The 19,213-nt window shown below is 71.6% G+C and carries 19 protein-coding genes; 13 read left to right on the top strand and 6 right to left on the bottom strand.

The window, feature by feature from the left end:
- Positions 1-113: 113 nt before the first annotated feature.
- Positions 114-1,475 carry a family 43 glycosylhydrolase gene (locus tag EV292_RS13850; protein WP_132909832.1) on the bottom strand — a complete coding sequence of 454 codons (1,362 nt, stop codon included), beginning with the start codon at positions 1,473-1,475 and terminating at the stop codon, positions 114-116.
- Positions 1,476-1,640: 165 nt separating this feature from the next.
- On the opposite strand from EV292_RS13850, the gene EV292_RS13845 reads away from it, so the two are divergent.
- The 3 genes from EV292_RS13845 (at position 1,641) to EV292_RS13835 (ending at position 4,648) form a co-directional block, all read left to right on the top strand.
- Complete coding sequence (locus EV292_RS13845; RefSeq protein ID WP_165927113.1) at positions 1,641-3,869, top strand: TonB-dependent siderophore receptor; 2,229 nt, start codon at positions 1,641-1,643, stop codon at positions 3,867-3,869.
- A gap of 104 nt (positions 3,870-3,973) precedes the next feature.
- Positions 3,974-4,363 (top strand): response regulator, encoded by a 390-nt coding sequence (locus EV292_RS13840; RefSeq protein ID WP_132909830.1) that lies wholly within the window; start codon positions 3,974-3,976, stop codon positions 4,361-4,363.
- Between the two features lie 87 nt (positions 4,364-4,450).
- Positions 4,451-4,648, top strand: coding sequence for a hypothetical protein (locus EV292_RS13835; RefSeq protein WP_132909829.1), 198 nt, complete (start codon positions 4,451-4,453; stop codon positions 4,646-4,648).
- 14 nt (positions 4,649-4,662) lie between these two features.
- Here EV292_RS13835 and EV292_RS13830 read toward each other — a convergent pair whose 3' ends face one another.
- Entirely contained in the window at positions 4,663-5,727 is a 1,065-nt protein-coding gene (locus tag EV292_RS13830) for an acyltransferase (protein WP_132909828.1), read from the bottom strand.
- A gap of 448 nt (positions 5,728-6,175) precedes the next feature.
- On the opposite strand from EV292_RS13830, the gene EV292_RS13825 reads away from it, so the two are divergent.
- On the top strand, positions 6,176-6,484 hold the full coding sequence (locus EV292_RS13825) for a hypothetical protein (RefSeq protein WP_132909827.1): 309 nt from the start codon (positions 6,176-6,178) through the stop codon (positions 6,482-6,484).
- 78 nt (positions 6,485-6,562) lie between these two features.
- Here EV292_RS13825 and EV292_RS13820 read toward each other — a convergent pair whose 3' ends face one another.
- Complete coding sequence (locus tag EV292_RS13820) at positions 6,563-8,041, bottom strand: heme peroxidase family protein (RefSeq protein WP_132909826.1); 1,479 nt, start codon at positions 8,039-8,041, stop codon at positions 6,563-6,565.
- Between the two features lie 226 nt (positions 8,042-8,267).
- Complete coding sequence (locus tag EV292_RS13815; protein ID WP_132909825.1) at positions 8,268-8,999, bottom strand: SDR family oxidoreductase; 732 nt, start codon at positions 8,997-8,999, stop codon at positions 8,268-8,270.
- A gap of 81 nt (positions 9,000-9,080) precedes the next feature.
- On the opposite strand from EV292_RS13815, the gene EV292_RS13810 reads away from it, so the two are divergent.
- Entirely contained in the window at positions 9,081-9,473 is a 393-nt protein-coding gene (locus tag EV292_RS13810) for a helix-turn-helix domain-containing protein (protein ID WP_132909824.1), read from the top strand.
- Here EV292_RS13810 and EV292_RS13805 read toward each other — a convergent pair.
- Positions 9,446-11,665, bottom strand: a complete 2,220-nt coding sequence (locus EV292_RS13805) for a prolyl oligopeptidase family serine peptidase (RefSeq protein ID WP_132909823.1) — start codon at positions 11,663-11,665, stop codon at positions 9,446-9,448. The genes EV292_RS13810 and EV292_RS13805 overlap by 28 nt on opposite strands.
- A gap of 283 nt (positions 11,666-11,948) precedes the next feature.
- Between EV292_RS13805 and EV292_RS22675 the strand changes: the two genes are divergently transcribed.
- Entirely contained in the window at positions 11,949-12,092 is a 144-nt protein-coding gene (locus tag EV292_RS22675) for a hypothetical protein (RefSeq protein ID WP_165927112.1), read from the top strand.
- 63 nt (positions 12,093-12,155) lie between these two features.
- On the opposite strand, the gene EV292_RS13800 is transcribed toward EV292_RS22675, so the two are convergent.
- Positions 12,156-12,617 (bottom strand): Lrp/AsnC family transcriptional regulator, encoded by a 462-nt coding sequence (locus EV292_RS13800; protein WP_132909822.1) that lies wholly within the window; start codon positions 12,615-12,617, stop codon positions 12,156-12,158.
- A gap of 127 nt (positions 12,618-12,744) precedes the next feature.
- Between EV292_RS13800 and EV292_RS13795 the strand changes: the two genes are divergently transcribed.
- The 7 genes from EV292_RS13795 (at position 12,745) to EV292_RS13765 (ending at position 19,090) form a co-directional block, all read left to right on the top strand.
- Positions 12,745-12,972, top strand: coding sequence for a hypothetical protein (locus EV292_RS13795; protein ID WP_132909821.1), 228 nt, complete (start codon positions 12,745-12,747; stop codon positions 12,970-12,972).
- Between the two features lie 149 nt (positions 12,973-13,121).
- A complete protein-coding gene (locus EV292_RS13790) occupies positions 13,122-13,598 on the top strand; it encodes a (2Fe-2S)-binding protein (protein WP_132909820.1) in 477 nt (158 codons plus the stop codon).
- Positions 13,595-14,293, top strand: coding sequence for an Isoquinoline 1-oxidoreductase subunit (locus EV292_RS13785; protein ID WP_132909819.1), 699 nt, complete (start codon positions 13,595-13,597; stop codon positions 14,291-14,293). Before EV292_RS13790 ends, EV292_RS13785 begins: the two co-directional genes overlap by 4 nt.
- Positions 14,290-16,446: a molybdopterin cofactor-binding domain-containing protein gene (locus tag EV292_RS13780; protein ID WP_132909818.1), complete on the top strand. Its 2,157-nt coding sequence runs from the start codon at positions 14,290-14,292 to the stop codon at positions 16,444-16,446. Before EV292_RS13785 ends, EV292_RS13780 begins: the two co-directional genes overlap by 4 nt.
- Before the next feature lie 850 nt (positions 16,447-17,296).
- Positions 17,297-18,085 (top strand): MipA/OmpV family protein, encoded by a 789-nt coding sequence (locus tag EV292_RS13775; protein WP_132909817.1) that lies wholly within the window; start codon positions 17,297-17,299, stop codon positions 18,083-18,085.
- An 8-nt stretch (positions 18,086-18,093) separates the two neighbouring features.
- Positions 18,094-18,810, top strand: a complete 717-nt coding sequence (locus EV292_RS13770) for a methyltransferase domain-containing protein (protein ID WP_207913433.1) — start codon at positions 18,094-18,096, stop codon at positions 18,808-18,810.
- Positions 18,800-19,090 (top strand): hypothetical protein, encoded by a 291-nt coding sequence (locus tag EV292_RS13765; protein ID WP_132909816.1) that lies wholly within the window; start codon positions 18,800-18,802, stop codon positions 19,088-19,090. Before EV292_RS13770 ends, EV292_RS13765 begins: the two co-directional genes overlap by 11 nt.
- The last annotated feature ends 123 nt before the right edge of the window (positions 19,091-19,213 follow it).

Raw genomic sequence — 19,213 nt, 5'->3', positions numbered from 1 at the left:
CGTTGCTCTCGCGGAGAGATGGATCCCGGCGCCAGGCCGGGATGACGGGGGAATGGTGCAAAGGTCTCGTGCTCGCAGGAGCACCCGCCGGTTCACACCAGAGGGATCTCCCGTCAGCGCGCGAAGCGCCACTCGACCACGTCCGCCCCCTCGGGGAAGTCGAGGCGGACGTAGCGCGCCGCGCCCGGCGCGCGCAGCCGGATCGGCGACCCCGTCGCCGCGTGCGGCGCCGCCACCTGCCGCCAGCGCCGCCCGTCCTGCGAGGTCGACATCGTGAAGCGCAGCGGCGTCGCCGGGGTGGCGGGGAGGATCAGGCTCTCCCCCACCGCCGCGACCGCGCCGAGATCGGCCTGGAGCCACGCACCCGCGGGCGCGCGCCAGGTGGTGGCGTAATCGTCGTCGCCCGCCGCGGCGGCGTCATGCCCCGGCTCCGCCGCCGAGGCGCGCAGCGATGCGCGGCGCCCCGGCGCGCGGCGCGGCGCGGCGCCCGCGATCGGCGGGCCGGCGCGGGTCGGCACCACGCGCGCCAGCCGGTCGCCGTCCACCTCCAGCCGGTCGACCGCGATCTGGCGGCGCACCGGCCCGCCCGCGACGAAGGGCAGGGCCTGGCGATGGTAGAGGATCAGGTCCTGTTCGCCCGCGCGGAACACCGCGTGATGCCCCGGGCTGATCACCCCGCGCGCGCGATCGGTCGACAGGATCGGCGCGTCCTCGGGCTCGGTGAACGGCCCCAGCGGCGAGTCACCCACCGCGTAGCGCACCTGATAGGTGTCGGTGGTGGTGTTCCCCCAGCTGTAGGTCAGGAAGTACCGGCCGTTGCGCTTGAGCATGAACGGCGCCTCGAAATAATGCGCCGGGGTGACGTCGCGCGGCTCGCCGTCGAAGGTCACCATGTCGGGCCGGAGCCGCACCACGAAACAATGGCCGTTGACCCAGTTGAGCCCCGATCCCCAGTAGAGATACGCCTGCCCGTCGTCGTCCACGAACGCCTCGGCGTCGATCATGTGGAGGCCGGGGCGGTAGTCCGCGGGGACCAGCGGTTTGCCGCCGTTGGCGTCGCGCCACGGCCCGGCGGGATGCGGCGCGGTGCCGACCCAGATCTCGTTGCCGACCGAGACGTACATCCAATAGCGCCCGTCGCGACCGCGCACCACCGAGGGCGCCCAGACCTTGCTCTTGCCCGAGGTCGGGCTGGTCGCCGCCGCCTTGGTCGGCCAGTTCGGGGTGGAGAAGGTCCAGTGGCGCAGGTCGCGCGAGCGCCACAGCCCCAGCGTGTCGCCGCCCCAGGGATCGATCGTCGCGAAGACGAACCATTCGCCCGCGTGCCGGACGATCGAGGGATCGGCGAAATAGCCGGGGATCAGCGGGTTGCCTGCCTCGTCCGCGCGCGGGGCGGCGGCCCAGCACCCCGCCGCCAGCGCCAGTGCCGCGATCGCCTTGCCCGCGCGTCGCGCCGCCCCCCGCCCCGTCGCCATCCGCTCGCTCCCCGTTGTCCTCGTCGTCGCCAGAGAACAGGAGCGCGCCGCCCGGCGCAAGGCCGGCGTCGCGACCTTCTGCTGCGAACCTATCGCAAAAACGCTTTACCGACCCGGAGGCAGCCGCTAACGCGAGCGAATAGCAACTGAAATCGGGGAATGCACATGCTGGCTGGTCCTGGCCTGCGAACGATCGCGCTCGTCTTGTCGACCTGGGTCGCCGCCGCTCCCGCCGCGGCGGCGCCGGCCGATGCCGCCGCGCCCGCCGCCGAGGACCCGCAGGATCAGGACATCGTCGTCACCGGCGAGAAGGACATCCGCCCCACCACCTCCACCAAGCTGCCGCTGACGCTGAAGGAGACGCCGCAGTCGGTCACCGTGGTCGATCGCCAGCGCATCGAGGACTTCAACCTGACGACGATCACCGAGGTGCTCGCGCAGACCCCGGGCGTGACGGTCTCGTCGATCGACAGCAACCGCACCAACTTCAACATCCGCGGCTTCGCGGTGCGCAACTTCCAGAACGATGGCGTGCCGACGATCTATCAGGTGAGCGGCTACGAGAACTCGCCGATCAGCGACATCGCCATCTACGATCGCGTCGAGGTGATCCGCGGCGCCGCCGGGCTGGTGACCGGGGTGGGCGACCCCTCGGCGACGATCAACCTGGTGCGCAAGCGCGCCCCGCGCGAGTTCCACGGCTATTTCAACCTCCAGGCGGGCAGCTTCTCGAGCTATCGCATGGAAGGCGACATCGGCGGGCCGGTCACCGCCGACGGCTCGGTGCGCGCGCGCGTGGTCGCGGCCTATAGCGACCGCGAATCGTACATCGACCTCCAGCACGATCGCGTCCCCGTCCTGTACGGCACGATCGAGTGGGACGTGACCCCGCACACGCGGCTGCGCGTCGGCGCCGATTACCTGCGCACCGACTCGCAGGGCGCCGGCTGGGGCTCGGTGCCGCTGTTCTACGACGACGGCACGCGCACCGACTTCCCGCGCTCCTTCACCGGCGCGGCGCCGTGGAACCAGTGGCTGCGCGAGACCACCACGGTGTTCGGCGCGATCGAGCAGGACATCGGCACGCGCTGGGTCGCGCGGCTGAGCTACAACGGCCGCCGCGCCGACAATGACAGCACATTGTTCAACATCCCCGGCGGCTTCCCGACCCGCGACGGCATCCTGCGCGTCGCGCCGTTCAGCTTCTACGGCGAGGTCGACCAGAATGAGGACGCGCTCGACGGCTATGTCGCGGGCAAGGTGACTTTGTTCGGCCGCGAGCACGAGCTGGTGCTGGGCGCCAACCATTTCGAGCGCGACCTCTCGGCCGGCCGCAGCGCCTTCGGCACGCCACCGTCCAACTATCCCGCCGCCGTGCCCGGCTATGACATCGACCCGTGGATCCCCAGCTTCGCGCCGCCGCCGATCGTGCGCACCGACGCGCTGCTGTTCTCGCAGGACGTGCGCCAGACCGGCGGCTATGGCGTCGTGCGGCTCAACCCCGCCGACTGGCTCAAGATCATCGCGGGCGCGCGCTACACCGACTATCGCGCCGACCGGAACGACTATGACACCGCCGGCACGCTGCTGCCCGACGCGCCCAGCAACATCCAGCGCGAGCGCCGCTGGGCACCCTATGGCGGCGTGGTCGCGGACCTCACCGGCGCGATCTCGCTCTACGCCAGCTATGCCAGCGTGTTCAATCCGGTGTCCGCGCGCAACCGCGCCAACGACATCCTGCCCCCCACCGTCGGTGCCAATTACGAGGCGGGGGTGAAGCTGACGCCGTTCGGCCAGGCCTTCACCGTCTCCGCCGCGGGCTTCCACATCCGGCAGGACAATCTGACGATCGTCGATCCCGACGCGGTGCCCAACTCGCTGCCCGGCAACCTGACCCCGTCGCTCTCGATCTCGGGGGTCAAGACCTGGGGCGGCGAGCTCGAACTGGCGGGCGAGCCGCTGCCGGGCTGGTCGCTCAACGGCAGCTACACCTATGCGCGCTCGCGCGATCGCTTCGGGGTGCGGATCAACCCGCAATTCCCGCTCCATATCGGCCGGGTCTACACCACCTATCGGCTGCCGGGCGAGCGGCTGACGATCGGCGGCGGCGTCTCGGCGCAGTCGCGGATCTACAGCGTCGGCAACGCGCCCTCGGGCCGCTTCGGCGCGAACGGCGCGCCGATCCTGGTGCCCGGCGAGGTGTCGCAGCGCGGCTATGCGCTGGTCGACCTGCTCGCGCGCTACCGGCTGACCGAGCGCGCCACCGCCAGCGTCAACGTCACCAACCTGTTCGACCACGGCTATTACCGCAACGTGCAATTCTCGTTCGGCGGCGCGGGCGGCTATTATGGCGAGCCGCGCCGCGTGATGGGCAGCATCCGCGTCACGCTGTGACGCCGATGCTGCCGTGCGCATAACCTAGGTGACACGGCTTTGGGTTGACGCAGCCCCCTCCGGCTCGCGAGGTGGTGCCCGGTACCACAGGGTAGAGGGAGTTCATGCGCCAACCCGCGGCCTTCAAGGTCGTCATGCTCGTCGAGGACGATCCGGACATCGCCGCGATCGTCAGTCTCAGCCTCCAGCTCGACCCGCAGCTGGAGGTGATCGCCATGCCGAGCGGCCGCGCGGCGCTCGACCGGCTGTCGCGCGCGCCGCGGCCCGATCTGATCCTGATCGACAATCATCTGCCCGACATGGACGGGGTCGCCTTCGCCACCGCGCTGGCAGCGAACGCGCGCGCGCGGCCACCGATCGCCTTTCTCACCGCCGCGGTCCGCCCCTCGGATCGCGAGCGCTACGACGCGGTGGGGGCGATCGCCGTGATCGCCAAGCCGTTCGAGCCGACCCTGCTCGCCAGCCAGGTGCGCGCACTGCTCGGCGCGACGTAACGCCTCGTCGCAACGGCGCTTGCGCGCGGCCCGATCCCGCCCCTACCGGCCGGGATCGAGTGCGCCCGCGGCGCCGATGGAGGTGGCATGACCGAGCGCGCCAGGTTGATCGCGGTATATGCGCAGCGCCTGCGCGCGGCGCTGGGCACGCGCGCGATCGGGGTGGCCGCGGCGCAACGCGACGCCGCCGAGGGCGCCGTGCGCGCGGAATGGGACGCGATCGTCGCGGCGCTGGCGCGCGCCGACGCCGACGCGGCCGCGGCGACCGAGCACCACCGCGGCTGAGCCGCGGCCGCCGGTCAGGCGCCGACGAGCTGTCGGCTGCGGCGCCCGGCGACGAGCTGGACGACGCGCACGATCGCCAGCGACACGACGGTGACCGCCAGCGCGGCGACGACAAAGGCCACCACCCCGCTGAGCGGCGGGATCGGCAGCTTGTGCTGCGCCTTCTCCAGCGCCGAGATCACATATTGGTGAACGAAGAACACGCCGAAGCTCATGTCGCCGAGCCGGCTCACCAGCGGCGGCAGGCCGTTGACGAAGCGGTGAAGGAAACCGAGCACGGCGAGGCAGAACAGCATCTTCGACACCAGGTACACGCCCTCGTGCCCGGCGCCGCGCATGTCGAACAGCAGCGGCAGGAAGATCGCCAGCGCGAGCAGCGGATACCAGCGCGCCAGCGGCGGCATCATCCGCTCGCGATAATGGCTCAGGCACATGCCGCCGAGATAGACCGGCAGGTAGAAAGCGGCGTTGTGCAGCGGCGACACGTCGCCGGGCGAGCGCGACAGATAGAAGGACAGCGCGAGCAGCGGCACCAGCGACAGATAGAGCCGCGGGCGACGGTCGATCGCCAGGAACACGGGCGACAGCAGGTAGAAGATCACCATCACCGGGATGAACCACAGCGGCGTGAGGTGGCTGCCGGTCAGCAGCAGGAACAGCAGCACCTCCACCGCGGTGTCGACGAAGGCGGGCGCGCCGGTCTCGCTGACGTGCTTGATCCCGGAGAGGAACATGAACAGCGCCGGGATCGAGCAGAACAGATAGGGGAGCACGACGTTGCGCCCCTTGCTCTTCAGATAGCTGCGATAATGGAAGGTCGCCGACAGATACTGGAAGAGAAAGCCCGAGATGAAGATGAAGATGAGGTTGATGCTGCGCAACAGCAGCAACATCGTCGGCGACCAGACCGCGTCCGCGGGCGGGAAGAGGAAGCGGGTGTGCGACAGCACGACGAGGAAGATCGCGACCACGCGCGCGGCCTGAATGTAATGGAGCCGCTCGCGGCGGGCGGGCGGCGTCTCGGCCTCGGTCGCCGCCGCGTCGAGCGGGAGCGGGGATGTTGCTACGGTTGACGACATGAGGGGTCTCCCACCTGGTGACGGCCGATCGTGTTCGGGGCGAGTGGCGCGGCAGCGCCGCCGACGCTGGTCGGCCGCAGGCGGCGGAGGCGCGCGCGCATGGACGGCCCCCGTCGCGCACCGAAGAACGGCGGCCGGCAAGACAGCGCGACCGACAGCGCGGCGACACCGCGCAGCCCGTCGAGTTCGAGGTAATGCCTCCTCGCGGTCATTGATCAGCCCCCCGGCTTCGTTGCGCCCCCAGGACGCGCTCCCCACCGGGCTCGTCGGTTAAGTTTGCCGTAGCGTCAATGAGTTCGCCGCAGACTCCGCGACAGAATTGCCACCATATTGGCGACCATCGCCGGATCGGGCGCGATCGCACCGCGGCCGGAAACGAGGGGCGCGCGCCGCCTCGCGCATCGCAGCGGCGGGGTCGCGCGTTCCCCCTCGGACAAGGAGAGGCGCGATGCATTCGATCGACAAGCAGAAAAGGTTGCACTTCGACGTCGTCAACGTCGGCCTGCGCGCGCAGGCGACCGCGGTCGGGCTGGTGCAGCTCTGCGTCGAGCTGCGCGACGCGGGCGTGCTGCCCGACGCCGCGCTCACCCGCATCAAGGACGCGATCGCCGACGAGGTCTCGGTCGCCGGCCCGCGCCGCCGCGGCGCGCAGGACCTCCGCCGCGAGGTGCGGGACCGGCTCGACCAGCTCTTCGCCGGCGAGACCAAGGTCGGCTCGGCCGAGGCGCTGTCGTTCGGCGACACGCCCGACGGCTGACCCCGCCGAGCCGGTCCCGTCCCCCTCACCCGCGTCGCTCGCCGCCCCGGTCCCCCGGGGCGGCAGGGCGCGCCGCGCTCAGGCGACGCCCGCGAAGCGCAGCAGGTCGACCATCGCGAACCGCTCGTGCTGGTCCTGCGGCCGGATCGTCGGCAGGAACGGCTGCCACTCGGGCTCCTGCGACAGATAGGAGGTGCGGTCGCCCTCGATCAGCCCGATCATCACCTCGGCGACGATGCGCCCGCCGACCGGGCCGAGCCGCTCGCCCGCCGCGAGGCTCTCCGCCTCCTGCAGCACGTAGAACCACAGCGGCGTATGATCGTCCAACCCCCAGGGCGCCAGCTTGGACAGATGCGCCTTGTCGAGCGGCGCGATCTTCATCGCCTTGGCGACGCGCTGCCCCGACGGGAGCGAGAAGGTCAGGTGGCGCAGCAGGTTGCGCTGCGCCAGCGAGGCGGGGTTGGCGGCCGCGTCGGGATGCGCCACCACCGTGCCCGGCAGCCGGAACAGGGCGGTCGACAGCGTCGTGTCGATCTTCTTGTTGGGCTTCACCTCGCCGTCGCCGAAATCGAAGAAGGTCGGCCAGTCGACGAAGCGCCGCGGCGCGCGCACGCTGCCCGACAGGTCGTCGGGGTCGTCGGCGGGGAGCGACTGTTCCCGGAAGATCATCGCGAAGAACGGCGCGCCACCCGGACTGCCCGTGAAATTCGCGCGATAGGACGGTCGCACCTGGCTGTGCCCGAACCGGTAGGCGCCGACCGCGAACTCCACCGGGATATAGGGCTCGTTGCGCCATTTGAAGAATCTCCGGCCGTGCGCGAGCACGTCGTCGACCACCGCGTCGCCGCACGTCTTGCGCAGGAATTCGTGGATCACGATCCACTGGTAATGCCAGCGCACGATCCGCTGCGCCTCGGGGAAGACCGCGCCGCCGGTCAGCCCCAGCTCGGTGCGGACATGATCGACCACCGCATTGTGGAAGCGCAGGAACGCGACCTGCAACTGCGAGATGATCAGATTCTCGTCGTCGCGCGGGTCGCCGATCAGCGCGATGCCCTGGCTGTTGCGCGGCACGTCGTCCTTGCCCGGCGTGCCGGTCGGCTCGAGCAGGAACTTGTCACCGTCGGCGCGGTCGTAGAGGTGCGGGCTGCCGCCCGGCCCGCTGCCATAGACGTTGTCGAGCGCCAGCGTCGGCGTGCGGAAGTTGGCGATCTGCTCGGGATCGACCTGCCGCTCGAGGCTGGAGGTGGGGTCGAACGTCATGTCATGGTCGAGAAACTGGCCCAGGAAGGTCATCCCCGCCGACAGTCGCGGGTTGTTGGTGTTGTGCGCCGACAGATTGAGGTCGGTGATCAGCTCCTTGGGGTCGGCGTCGAGCGCCTCGCGCGCGTCCATCGGGCCGTCGACCGCGCCGATCTCCAGCAATGCCTTGCGGATGCGCGGCGTGTCCGCCGCGAACGCCGGCAGCTTGCCGAACATGCGACCGAACCGCCCCGAGTCGTAATAGTCCGACACCGGCGGTATGATGTCGCGCGGATAGATTCCATGCCTTGGCATCACCCTTCTCCTGCTCGCTTATCTGGTTATGGCCTGCTTCGCGTGATGCGACCATTAAGCGAGCGCCGCGTCTATCGCGGCGAGTCGGTGGCTTCTTCTGTCCGGCGCGGACAATGATGAGCGACTTGCGGAGCGTCAACCGGCGATTTCTTCCATTTCCCGCCGGCTCCATTATGCCGGATTGGCGGGGCGCCCGCCGACCGTTCGCGCGCGCCCCGCCGCGGCGTCACACCTGCGCGAGCCCGCCGTCGACGCACAGCTCCGCCCCCGCGATATAGCTCGCCGCGTCGGAGAGCAGGAAAGCGGTCGCCGCCGCCACCTCCTCGGGGCGCGCCATGCGGCCGAGCGGGATGCGCGCCATGATCGCGTCGCGCAGCTCCTGCGACGCCGCCGCCATCATCGCGGTGTCGGTCGGGCCGGGGCTGACGACGTTGACGCGGATGCCGCGCGGCGCCAGCTCGCTGGTCCAGGTCCGCGCGTAGGAGCGCAAGGCCGCCTTGGTCGCGCTATAGGCGCCGCGCCCGGGCGTGCCGATCTGATCCGCGATCGAGCCGACCAGCACCACCGCCGATCCCGCGCGCATCGCGCCCAGCGCGGCCTGCAGGCCGAACAGCGCGCCGCGGACGTTGATCGCGAAATGGCGGTCGAAGAAGGTGGCATCCTCCTCCTCCACCGTCGCCGCCTCGGAGATACCGGCGTTGAGCACGAGCGCGTCGATCCGCTCGTGCCGGTCGGTCACCGCGCGCACCGCGCGCGCCAGATCCGCCGCGACGCTCGCGTCGGCGACGATCCCCGTCGCCGCGCCGCCGATCGCCGCCGCCGCGGCGTCCACCTCGTCCGCGCTGCGCCCGGTGAGGAAGACGTGTGCGCCCTCCTCCGCCAGCCGGCGCGCGATCGCCAGGCCGATCCCCTTGGCGCCGCCGATCACCAGCGCGGTCTTGTCCGTCATCATTGCCATTCGAACGTCCTTCGTCGTTGATGGCAAACCAGATATATCCCCTATATCTGGTCGCAAGAACGCACCTAGAGTAGAGCAGATATGGCCGATGATACCGACCTCGACGCGCTCAGCGCGCAGGCGCGCACCGACATGGCGCGCGTCCGCCCCGTGCTCGACAAGATCGCGGACAAATGGACGATCCTGATCCTGACCGTGCTGTGCCCGCGCCCCGCGCGCTTCAACGCGATCAAGCGCCGGCTCGACGGCGTGACGCACAAGTCGCTGGCCGACGCGCTCAAGCGGCTCGAGCGCAACGGGCTGGTGACGCGCACGGTGCTGCCGACCACGCCGATCGGGGTGGAATATGCGATCACGCCGCTGGGCCATTCGCTGCGCCAGCCGTTCGAGGCGCTGTGCGCCTGGGCACTGGCGCATGACGCCGCGATCGACGCCGCCACGCGCCGCTACGACGACGGCGGCGCGGACGGCTGAGGCCGCGCTCGCCCCGCGCTCACCCCGGGGCGGGCGGTTCCCGCCGTGGCCAGCACGAAGGCGAAGACGTCGGCCCATTGCGCGTCGGTCTGCTGGCGCGTCGAGCCCAGCCCGTGGCCCGCGTCGAAATCGACCCGCAGCAGCACCGGCCCGCCGGTCGAGGCGCGCTGGAGCCGCGCCGCCATCTTGGCGGGGTGCCAGGGCGCGACGCGCGGGTCCGTCATCCCCGTCATCGCCAGTACCGCGGGATAGCGCACGCCGTCGCGCACCTTCTGATAGGCGTCCATCGCCACCAGCCCGCGATATTCCGCGTCGTTCGACGGGTCGCCGAACTCGGGGAAATTGGGCGCACTGTTCTGCTCGACCCCGGCGCGCGCGGTGTTGGTCCAGCCGACATTGTCGATCGCGCCGGCGAACAGATCGGGCCGCTCGACCAGCGCATTGCCCACCGCGATCCCGCCCGCGGACGTGCCCATGATCGTCAGCCGCGCAGGGGCGGTCCAGCCCGCCTTCACCACCGCCGCGCAGCCGTCGATGAAATCGTGCCAGGTGTTGGCCTTGTTCGCCTTCTGCCCGGCGCGCCACCACGGCGAGCCATATTCGCCGCCGCCGCGCGCATGGACCTCGAACATCACCCCGCCGCGCTCCAGGAAGGCGATCGAGCGCGGCGAGAAGATCGGCGAGGCGGAGATGCCGTAGCTCGAATAGCATTGCCCCAGCGCGGGCGCGGTGCCGTCGCGCGCCAGCCCGCGCTTGGCGATGATCGACACCGGCACCTTGGTGCCGTCGCGCGCGGTGGCGATCAGCCGGGTCGATTCATAGGCGGCGGTGGAGAAGCGCGGGCGCGGGCTCAGCCCGGTATCGGCGAGCTTTCCGCCGGGCTGGTAGCGATAGATCGCGAACGGCTCGACCCAGCCCGCCATGCGCACGTCGACGCCGTCGCGGTCGGTCGTGCCGAACAGCGCGTAGATGCCCGCGTCATAGGGCATGGCGATGTCGGTCAGCGCGCCGTCGGGGGCGAGGCGGTGGAGCGTCATCGGCCCGCCGTTCTGGCGCGCGAAATAGACGCCGTCGCGCGTCGCCACCAACCCGGCGTCGGCGGTCTCGATCGGGGTCGTCCCCTCCGGCACCACCACCGCGGCGCGCGCGAGATCGGGCGCGGTGGCGGAGGTGCGCAGCACGCGCCCGAGCGGCGCGCCTTTCTCCGACACGACATAGACGTCGCGCCCGCGCAGCGCGAAGGCGGTGACCTGATCCTCCAGCCGCGCCACCGCGCGCCAGCGCGCGCGCCCGCTCATCGCCTCGGCCAGCGGCGCGGCGAGCAGCGCATTCTCGCGCCGCACCCCGCCATAGGGCAGCAGCAGCGCCATGTCCGACCCCGGCGCGACCACCACGAAGGGGAAGTCGATCGGCAGCAGCGTATAGCCGTCGAGCGTGTCGCCGCCGCCCGCGATCCGCACGTCCTGGCGCGGGTCGGTGCCGAGCCGGTGGAGCCAGGCCACGGTGTTGAGCAGATAGTCCGGCGCGCCGCGCACCGCGCCCTCGCGCCCGCGCGTGTAGAAGAAGCCCGAGCCGTCGGGCAGCCATTGCGGGCTGGCGAAGCGCGCGCGGTCGATCGTCTCGGGAAAATGCGTGCGGTCGGCGACGCGCAGCACGCGCGCGACCGATTCCTCCGATCCCGCGGGCGACAGGCCATAAGCGACCAGCGCGCCGTCGTCGGAGGCGCGCCACCAGTCGAGGCTCATGTGCGCGCCGTCGGCGTCCTTCACCGCCTCGGGATCGACCAGCAGCGTCCGGGGCGCGCCGGGGCGCGCGATGACGTAGAGCTTGGGCACGCTCGCCCCCGCGGGGCGGAACTCGACGAAGGTGGCGTCGCCGGTGCGCTGCACCCGCGACGCGATCGGCAGGTCGCCGGTCAGCTCGCCGATCCGCCGCAGCAGCGCGTCATGATCGGGCAGCGCGTCGAGCGCGGCGCGCGCATAGGCCCCCTGCGCGCGCATCCAGGGTGCCCAGTCGGGGTCCTTGGCGTCCTCCATCCAGCGATAGGGATCGCGCAGCGTGTAGCCGAGCCGCGTGTCGACCGCGTCGACCGTCTTGGCGACCGGCGGCCTGGCCGCCTGCGCGCGCGCTTTGTACGAAAAGGACAGGAAGGTGGTGGCGGTCAACGAGAAGACGAAGTCGCGGCGATCCATGTGCAGCCCCCCAGCATGCCGATACCGCGCGAAGATGTTCCGTCGCCGGCATCTCTCCCCAAGGCCCGCGATACTGCCACAGGCCGGGAACGGAGTCGACGGGATCTCTTTCCCCTTCACAAAGAAGAGAAAAGCTTGTTGCGGTGCGGACGGGCGACGGACGGACTCCGACCGTGCGTCGTGAGGCCCTGCGCCTTTCTCGGGTGACGGCCTGGGCGCGCGGCCCGACGGCAACCAACCCGCGCGCGCCGTCGTTCGAGCCGGATCGTGACGGAGGGCGAGGATGACGGAGAAGAAAGGTCACGGCAGCGCGACCGCGCAGAAGGCCAATGCCAAGGCCGCCAAGGAGGGCAAGAAGAACCCGCGCACCTCGTCCGCGGCGCAGGCCGAGCTGGGGAAGAAGGGCGGCAAGGCGAAATCGTCCTGATCGCCCCCCGCCCTCCATCGCCCCGCCGCGCGCCGGCCGGCGCGCGCGGCCGGCACGCCGGGATCAGATCGGCAGCTCCGCGGTCGACTTGATCTCCGACAAGGCGACGGTGGAGGTGATCTCCTGCACGCCGGCGAGCCGGCTCAGCTTGTCGAAGAAGAAGCGTTCATAGGCGTCGATGTCGCGCGCCACGATGCGCAGCATGAAGTCGGTGGTGCCCATCAGCACATAAGCGTCGAGCACCTCCGGGAAGCCGCGGATCGCCGCGGCGAACTCGTCCAGGTTGGCGCGACCGTGCGCGTTGAGCCTTACCTGCGCGAAGATATGCGCGCTCAGCCCGACCTTGCGCCGATCCACCACCGCGACCCGCCCGCGGATCACCCCCTCGCGCTCGAGCCGGTCGATCCGCCGCCAGCACGGGGAGGCGGAGAGGCCCACCTTGGCGGCGAGCTGGGCGACGGTCTGCTGGCCGTCGCGTTGCAGCTCGCGCAAGAGACGGCGGTCATAATCGTCGAGATCGGTCATTTTCACCGCCAATCGCCGCTCACGGGGATGATCGTGCGCGATCCTAGCCGAAACGGGGTGGATGAGGACAGCTTTTCCGCCGCGCCGCCGCCATGATGAGGTTCCAGCGTCGACAAAGGCTGATCCGATGACCGTCCGTTTCCACGTCGCCGGCGTGGCATCCCCCGACCTGCCGCTTCGCGTGCTGAACCTGCTCGCGGTCCGCTCGATCGCGGTCGACGAGGCGCGGGTGGAGCGCGACGGCGATACCTATCGCATCGGTGTCGCGGTGAGCGGCCTGGAGGAGGGTGTCGCCGAACTGCTGCTGGCGAAGATGGGCGCGCTGGTGCTGGTGGAGAGCGCGTCGCTCGGCTGAGCCGCTGGTCGGATCACACCGCACCCGACGGCGCGGCGCGTGCGCCATGGCTGGGGTATCAGGCATGTTTTCTGAAGGAATCGGCGTTCGGGGCCGGATGGCGCGGGGTTAGACCTGCGGCTCCCCTTAAGCTGCGTCGAGCCTGTCACATGCTGTACGAGGTCGTGGTCAATGGCCGCCCGCACATGATCGAGGAGGACGGTGAGACGCCGCTCCTCTGGATCCTGCGCGACACGCTCCATCTCACCGGCACCAAATATGGCTGCGGCGTGGGCCAGTGCGGCGCCTGCACCGTCCATGTCGACGGCCAGCCGATGCGATCCTGTTCGCTGCCGCTGGAGGCTGCGGCCGGGGCGCAGGTCGTCACGATCGAGGCGGTCGCCGGCGCCGAGGCCGAGGCGGTGCGCGCCGCCTGGATCGCGCGCGACGTGCCGCAATGCGGCTTCTGCCAGTCGGGCCAGATCATGAGCGCCATCGCGTTGCTGCGCGTGCGCGCCGCGCCGACCGACCGCGACATCGACGCGGCGATGAGCGGCAACATCTGCCGCTGCGCGACCTACAACCGCATCCGCGCGGCGATCCACGATGCCGCGCGCGCGCGCGCCGCCGCGGGGCAGGTCGCGTGAGCCGATGGCGCCGCGCTCGCGCGGGGGAGACCGGTCGTCGCCGGCGGCGGCCGGGCTGCCTGCCGCTGGCGCTGGTCCTGCTCGCCGGCATCCTGCTGGTCGCCGGCCTCGCGCTCCGCCCCGCCGCTCTGCCGCGGCCCGGTCCGCTCGCGTCCGCGCCGCGGCAGGCGACGGTGACGCATCTGCGGCCCGTGGTGTCGTTCGCCGCGATACGCGATCCGTCGGCGCGGTCGGTCGCCCTGTTCGCCGAGGCCGGGCGCGTGATCCAGCATCCGCGCTGCCTGAACTGCCACCCGCGCGGTGACAGCCCGACGCAGACGGGCCGGATGCGGCCGCATCTGCCCAGCGTCCGGCGGGGTGTCGACGGCGGCGGCGAGGTGACGCTGCGCTGCACCACCTGCCACCATGCGGCGAATTTCGCGCCCGCGGGTGTGCCGGGCCATGCGGCGTGGCGGCTCGCCCCGGCGGAGATGGCGTGGCAGGGCCGCTCGCTCGGCGCGATCTGCCGCCAGATGCTCGATCCCGCACGCGCGCACATGGACCGCGCCGCGCTGCGCCGTCACCTGGCGCAGGACGCGCTGGTCGGCTGGGCATGGCACCCCGGCGGCACGCGCGAGCCCGCGCCGGGGACGCAGGAAGAATTTGGCGCGCTGATCGCGGCGTGGCTCGAAACGGGGGCGAGGTGTCCGGCATGAACGTTCCTCCTCTGACGCGCGGACCGCGGCTGACGCGGCGGCGCCTGATCCTGGGCGGGTCGCTCGCCGGCGGCGCGCTGGTGGTCGGCTATGCCGCGACCCACCCGATGGCGGTGGGCGGCGCCCTGCTGAGCGGGGGCGGCACCGATCCGGCGCCGAGCGCCTTCGGCGCCTATATCCGCATCGCCCCCGACGGCAGCGTCACCGTCGTCAATCGCCAGCAGGAGCTCGGCCAGGGGATCCATGCCGGCATGGCGGCGATGATCGCCGAGGAGCTGGATGCCGACTGGGCGCGCGTGAGCGTGGTGAGCGCACGCAGCAACTTCCGCGCCTATGGGCCGCAGGCGTCGGTCGGGTCGCGCTCGATCGCGTCCAACTGGGACCTGATGCGCACCGCCGGTGCCGCCGCGCGCGCGATGTTCGTCGACGCCGCGGCGCTGCGCTGGCAGGTGCCGCGCCGGCTCATCACGGTGCGCGACGGCGTGGTCTCCCACCCCGGTTCGGGCCGCTCCGCGACCTTCGCGGCGCTGCTCGCCGACGCCGCGCGCCAGACTCCCCCGCAGCGGCCGACGCTCAAGCCGGCGAGCGATTACAGGCTGATCGGCACCGATCGCGTCCGTCGCAAGGACAGCGTGGCCAAGAGCACCGGCGCGCAGGTCTATACGCAGGATGTCCAGCGACCCGGCCTGCTGGTCGCGATGGTGGCGCACAGCCCGCGCTTCGGTGGGCGGCTCGCGCGCTTCGATCCGTCGGACGCCCGCGCGGTGAAGGGCGTGGTCGACGTCTTCGCGATCGAGACCGGGGTCGCGGTGGTCGCGGAAACCACCATGGCGGCGCGCCGCGGCCGCGACGCGCTGCGGGTCGAGTGGGACGACAGCGCGGCCGAGCGCCGGTCGACCCCCGAGCTGGTCCGCCTTTACCACGAGCTCGCCGCCGGGCGCGGCGACGTGCGCCCGAGCGACTTCGCCATGAAGGGCGACACGCCCGAGGCGCCGCTGCGCGGCGACGTCGTCGCGTTCACGTTCGACTTCCCCTATCTCGCGCATGCGCCGATGGAGACGCTGGACTGCGTCGCCGCGGTGCGGGGCTGGGACGTCTCGCTCACCTCGGGGGCGCACCTGCCGAGCATCGATCAGGTGCAGGCCGCGCTGGCGGCGCGCACCATCCCGGGGCGGGTCGATCTCGAGGTCGTCCCGGCGGGCGGCTCGTTCGGGCGGCGCGGGGTGATGAGCGCGGACTATGTCGTCGAATGCGTCCGCATCGCCAAGCGTACCGACGGGCGACCGGTGAAGCTGATCTGGACCCGCGAGGACGAGATGATGGCAGGCCATTTCCGTCCGATGTCGCACCACCGCCTGTGGGTGCAGATCGGCCGCGACGGCTTCCCGCAGCGCTGGCGCGTCCACAGCGTCTGCCAGAAGCTCGTCCCGGTCGGGCCGAACGGTCAGGCGGTCGAGGGGATCGAGGGCTCGCCCTATTTCGCCACCGCCGCGACGGTCGACGGCAAGGTCTTCAGTCCCTCGCTCACGATACCGCCTTCCTTCTGGCGCTCGGTCGGCCACTCGCACAGCGCCTTCGTCATGGAGCATGTCATCGACCAGCTCGCCCGGCGCGCGGGGCGCGATCCCGCCGCCTACCGCCGGGTGTTCTACGAGAAGGCCGGCGACCGGCGGCGCCTCGCGCTGCTCGACACCTTGTGCCGCCGCGCCGGTTGGGGCGACGCGCTCGACGCCGGCTGGGCGCGGGGCCTGGCCATTCACGAGACCTATGGCACGCTGGTCGGCCAGGTGGCGGAAGTGCGCCTCGAGCAGGGCAGGCCCCAGGTGCGGCGCGTCGTCGCGGTGGCCGACTGCGGCATCGCGGTCTCGCCCGACCAGATCCGCGCGCAGATGGAGGGCGGGATCGGCTTCGGCCTGTCCGCCGCGCTGTTCGGGGCGATGACGCTCGTCGACGGCGTCGTGCAGGAGACCAATTTCGATACCTATCCGGTGGTGCGGATGAGCGACATGCCCGCGGTCGAGACGCATATCATGCCCTCCGCCCAGCGGCCCACCGGCATGGGCGAGCCCGGTGTCCCGCCGATCGCGCCCGCGGTCGCCAACGCCTTGCTCGCGCTCACCGGCACCCCGACGCGGCGGCTGCCGATCGGGTAGGGACTGACCCGCCTCATCCGACGCGCCGGCGTGTTCGGGCGAGCGACGGAGCCCATTGGTCCGGACCCAGAAGGTGGCTTGCATCTTCGGTCGCCTGATCGGCCGCTGCTCGTCGCGGGTGAACGCTGTGGTGAGGGAGACCTCTTTCTCTTCCCCCACCGTCATCCCGGCCTCGCGCCGGGATCCATTTTTCCGCGGAAGCAACCATGGCGGCTCTCGCGGCACCATGGATCCCGGGTCGAGCCCGGGATGACGCGGGCGAGCCGCTTCCGCGACAATGAACCTTCTGGGTCCGGACCCATGGTTACCGAGATCGCCGCCTGCCACACTGGACTCCCGCCTACGCTGGAGCACGGCGACGCGGTCGCGTGGTGGAGCGCGTCGACCCCCGCACCGCATCGGCCGCCGTGCGGCGGCGCGGGCTTCGCAGGATCAGGCAAGATTTCTGCGGTATCCGCCATTCTGGCCACCGGTCGATCCTTCTAGCTTGAGCGTACCGGATCAAGCGAGGAAGCTGGACCATGCCACCGTCGCACACGTCATCGACCCTTGTCGTCACCAGTCCTGCCCAAGCATCGTTCCATCCGTTCAAACACAGGGTCGCCATCAGGCGGGTGACACATCTTTTCCCGCGGCTGGCTATTCTGTTCCCGTTGCTCGACGCCTCGATGGGGCGCGAGATGATGCTGGCGCTGTCGGCGTAGCATTGACACCATCACGCCGCGTCCAAGCGTGACGCGCGCGATCTTCCCGGCCGACCGGGTCGGCACAGCCGCGACGCCGCGGCGGCGTCACAGCCCCGTCTCGCGCCGCTGACGCCCCTCCCTCCACGATCGAAAGGACCTACCCGATGCGCAGCCCGCTGCGCGCGACGATCGCGCTCGCGCTCTTCCTTCCCTGTACGGCATGGGCGCAGGTGCCGCCCGACGACACGCCGCACGGCCAGGTCGCCGTCGGCGCCGGGGTCGCGCCGCGCTACGACGGCTCCGACGAGCGACGCGTCATCCCCTTCCTGCTCGGCGATGTCCGCTATCGCGGCGTCACGCTGGAGCTGCGCGGGCTGCGCGCGCGGGTCGATCTCGCCTCCGACCCGCGGCTGTCGATCGGGCCGGTGCTGGGCGCGCGGCTCAATCGCGACGACGTCGACGGCCCTGTCGGGCTGCTGCCGACGATCGGCACCGCGGTCGAGGCGGGCGGCTATGTCGGCTATCGCTTCGGCGGCGACGCGCTCGGCCAGGGCGCGCTGTCGACCGAGCTGACCGTCGTCCATGACGTGGCGGGCGTCCACGACGGACTGAGCGCCACCGCCAGCCTCGGCTATGCCGCGGTGCGCACGCGCGATACCTTCGTCGCGCTCGACGTGCAGGCGAGCTGGGCCGACCGCGATTACACCCGCACCTATTTCGGCATCGGCCCCGCCGACGCGGCGCGCAGCGGGCTCGCCGCCTATCGGCCCGGCGGCGGGTTCCGCGACATCGGCGCGGGGCTGACCGCGGGCCATTATCTCGACCGACACTGGGGCGTCATCGGCCGGCTGGGCGCGACCTATCTGGTCGGCGACGCCGCCGACAGCCCGGTGACCGAGCAGGGCAGCCGCTGGCAGCCGCTCGCCGGTCTCACCCTCTCCTACCGTTTCTGAGGCGCGCGATGACCCGATGCCTGTCCGCGGCGGTGCCGCTCCACGCCTGTTCGCCGCTCCTGCTCGCCGATCCGTCCGCCGCGCCCCGCCGTGACGCGCCCCGCCGTGACGCGCCGACGCATGGGCCGGGCGCGCTGCGCCGCGACTGGGGCGACCGGCTGACCTTTCTCGCGCGCTGGTGGCGCGACCCGCGCGGCATGGCGGCGATCGCGCCGTCGGGCCGCGCGCTGGCCGCGCTCATCACGCGGGAGATCGATCCGGCGGCCGGCGCGCTGCTGGAGCTGGGCAGCGGCACCGGCGCGTTTGTGCCCGCGCTGCTCGCGCGCGGCGTCGCCGAACGCGACCTCACCCTGGTCGAGCAGGACCCCGCGCTCGCGCGCCGGCTGGCGCGCCGCTATCCGCACGCGCAGGTGCTCGCGATCGACGCGGCGCGGCTCGGCGCCGCCACGTCGCGGCGCTACGGGGCGGCGGTCTGCGGCCTCGGCCTGCTCGCCATGCCGCCCGCCACGGTCGCGGCGATCCTGCGCGCCGCGCTCGATCGCATGACGCCCGATGCGCGGCTGTATCTCTTCACCTACGGCCGGCGCTGCTCGGTGCCCGCGGACGTCCTGCGCGCGCTGCGCCTCGAGGCCGAGGTGATCGGCACCGCCTGGTGGAACCTGCCGCCGGCGCGCGTCTATCGCCTGACCCGCGCGCGCGGGCGGAGCGGCGGCGATGCGCGCTGACCCGCGCGACCGACGCGCCGAACGCTGGGGTCTGTGGACCGCCAACCTCGTCGCGGTGACGGTGGTGCCGTTCACGCTGGGCGGGACGTGGCGCGCACCGGTCGGGTTCGCCGTCTATGTCGGCGTCGCCGCGCTCGCGCTGATGCTGGCCGAGGACGGCGCGCTGTGGCGCCAGCTTCGCACGCGCCCCGATGTGCGGGCCTATCTGCGCGTCCGCCTGGCGCTGGTGACGCTCGGCGCGCTGCCGCCGTTCGTGATCGGTGCCGGTGTTTGCGGATAGGGCCTGATCCCCGGGTCGAACCGTGCTCCTGCGGACGCGGGAGCCCAGTGCCGCAGACGAGACACTCGTGGCTCTGGGCTCCTGCGTTCGCAGGAGCACCCGGCTGGCTCACACCATCCTGCC

The sequence above is a fragment of the Sphingomonas sp. BK235 genome (assembly GCF_004345855.1).
Lineage (GTDB): Bacteria > Pseudomonadota > Alphaproteobacteria > Sphingomonadales > Sphingomonadaceae > Sphingomonas.
This window is presented reverse-complemented; position numbering and strand designations above follow the sequence as displayed.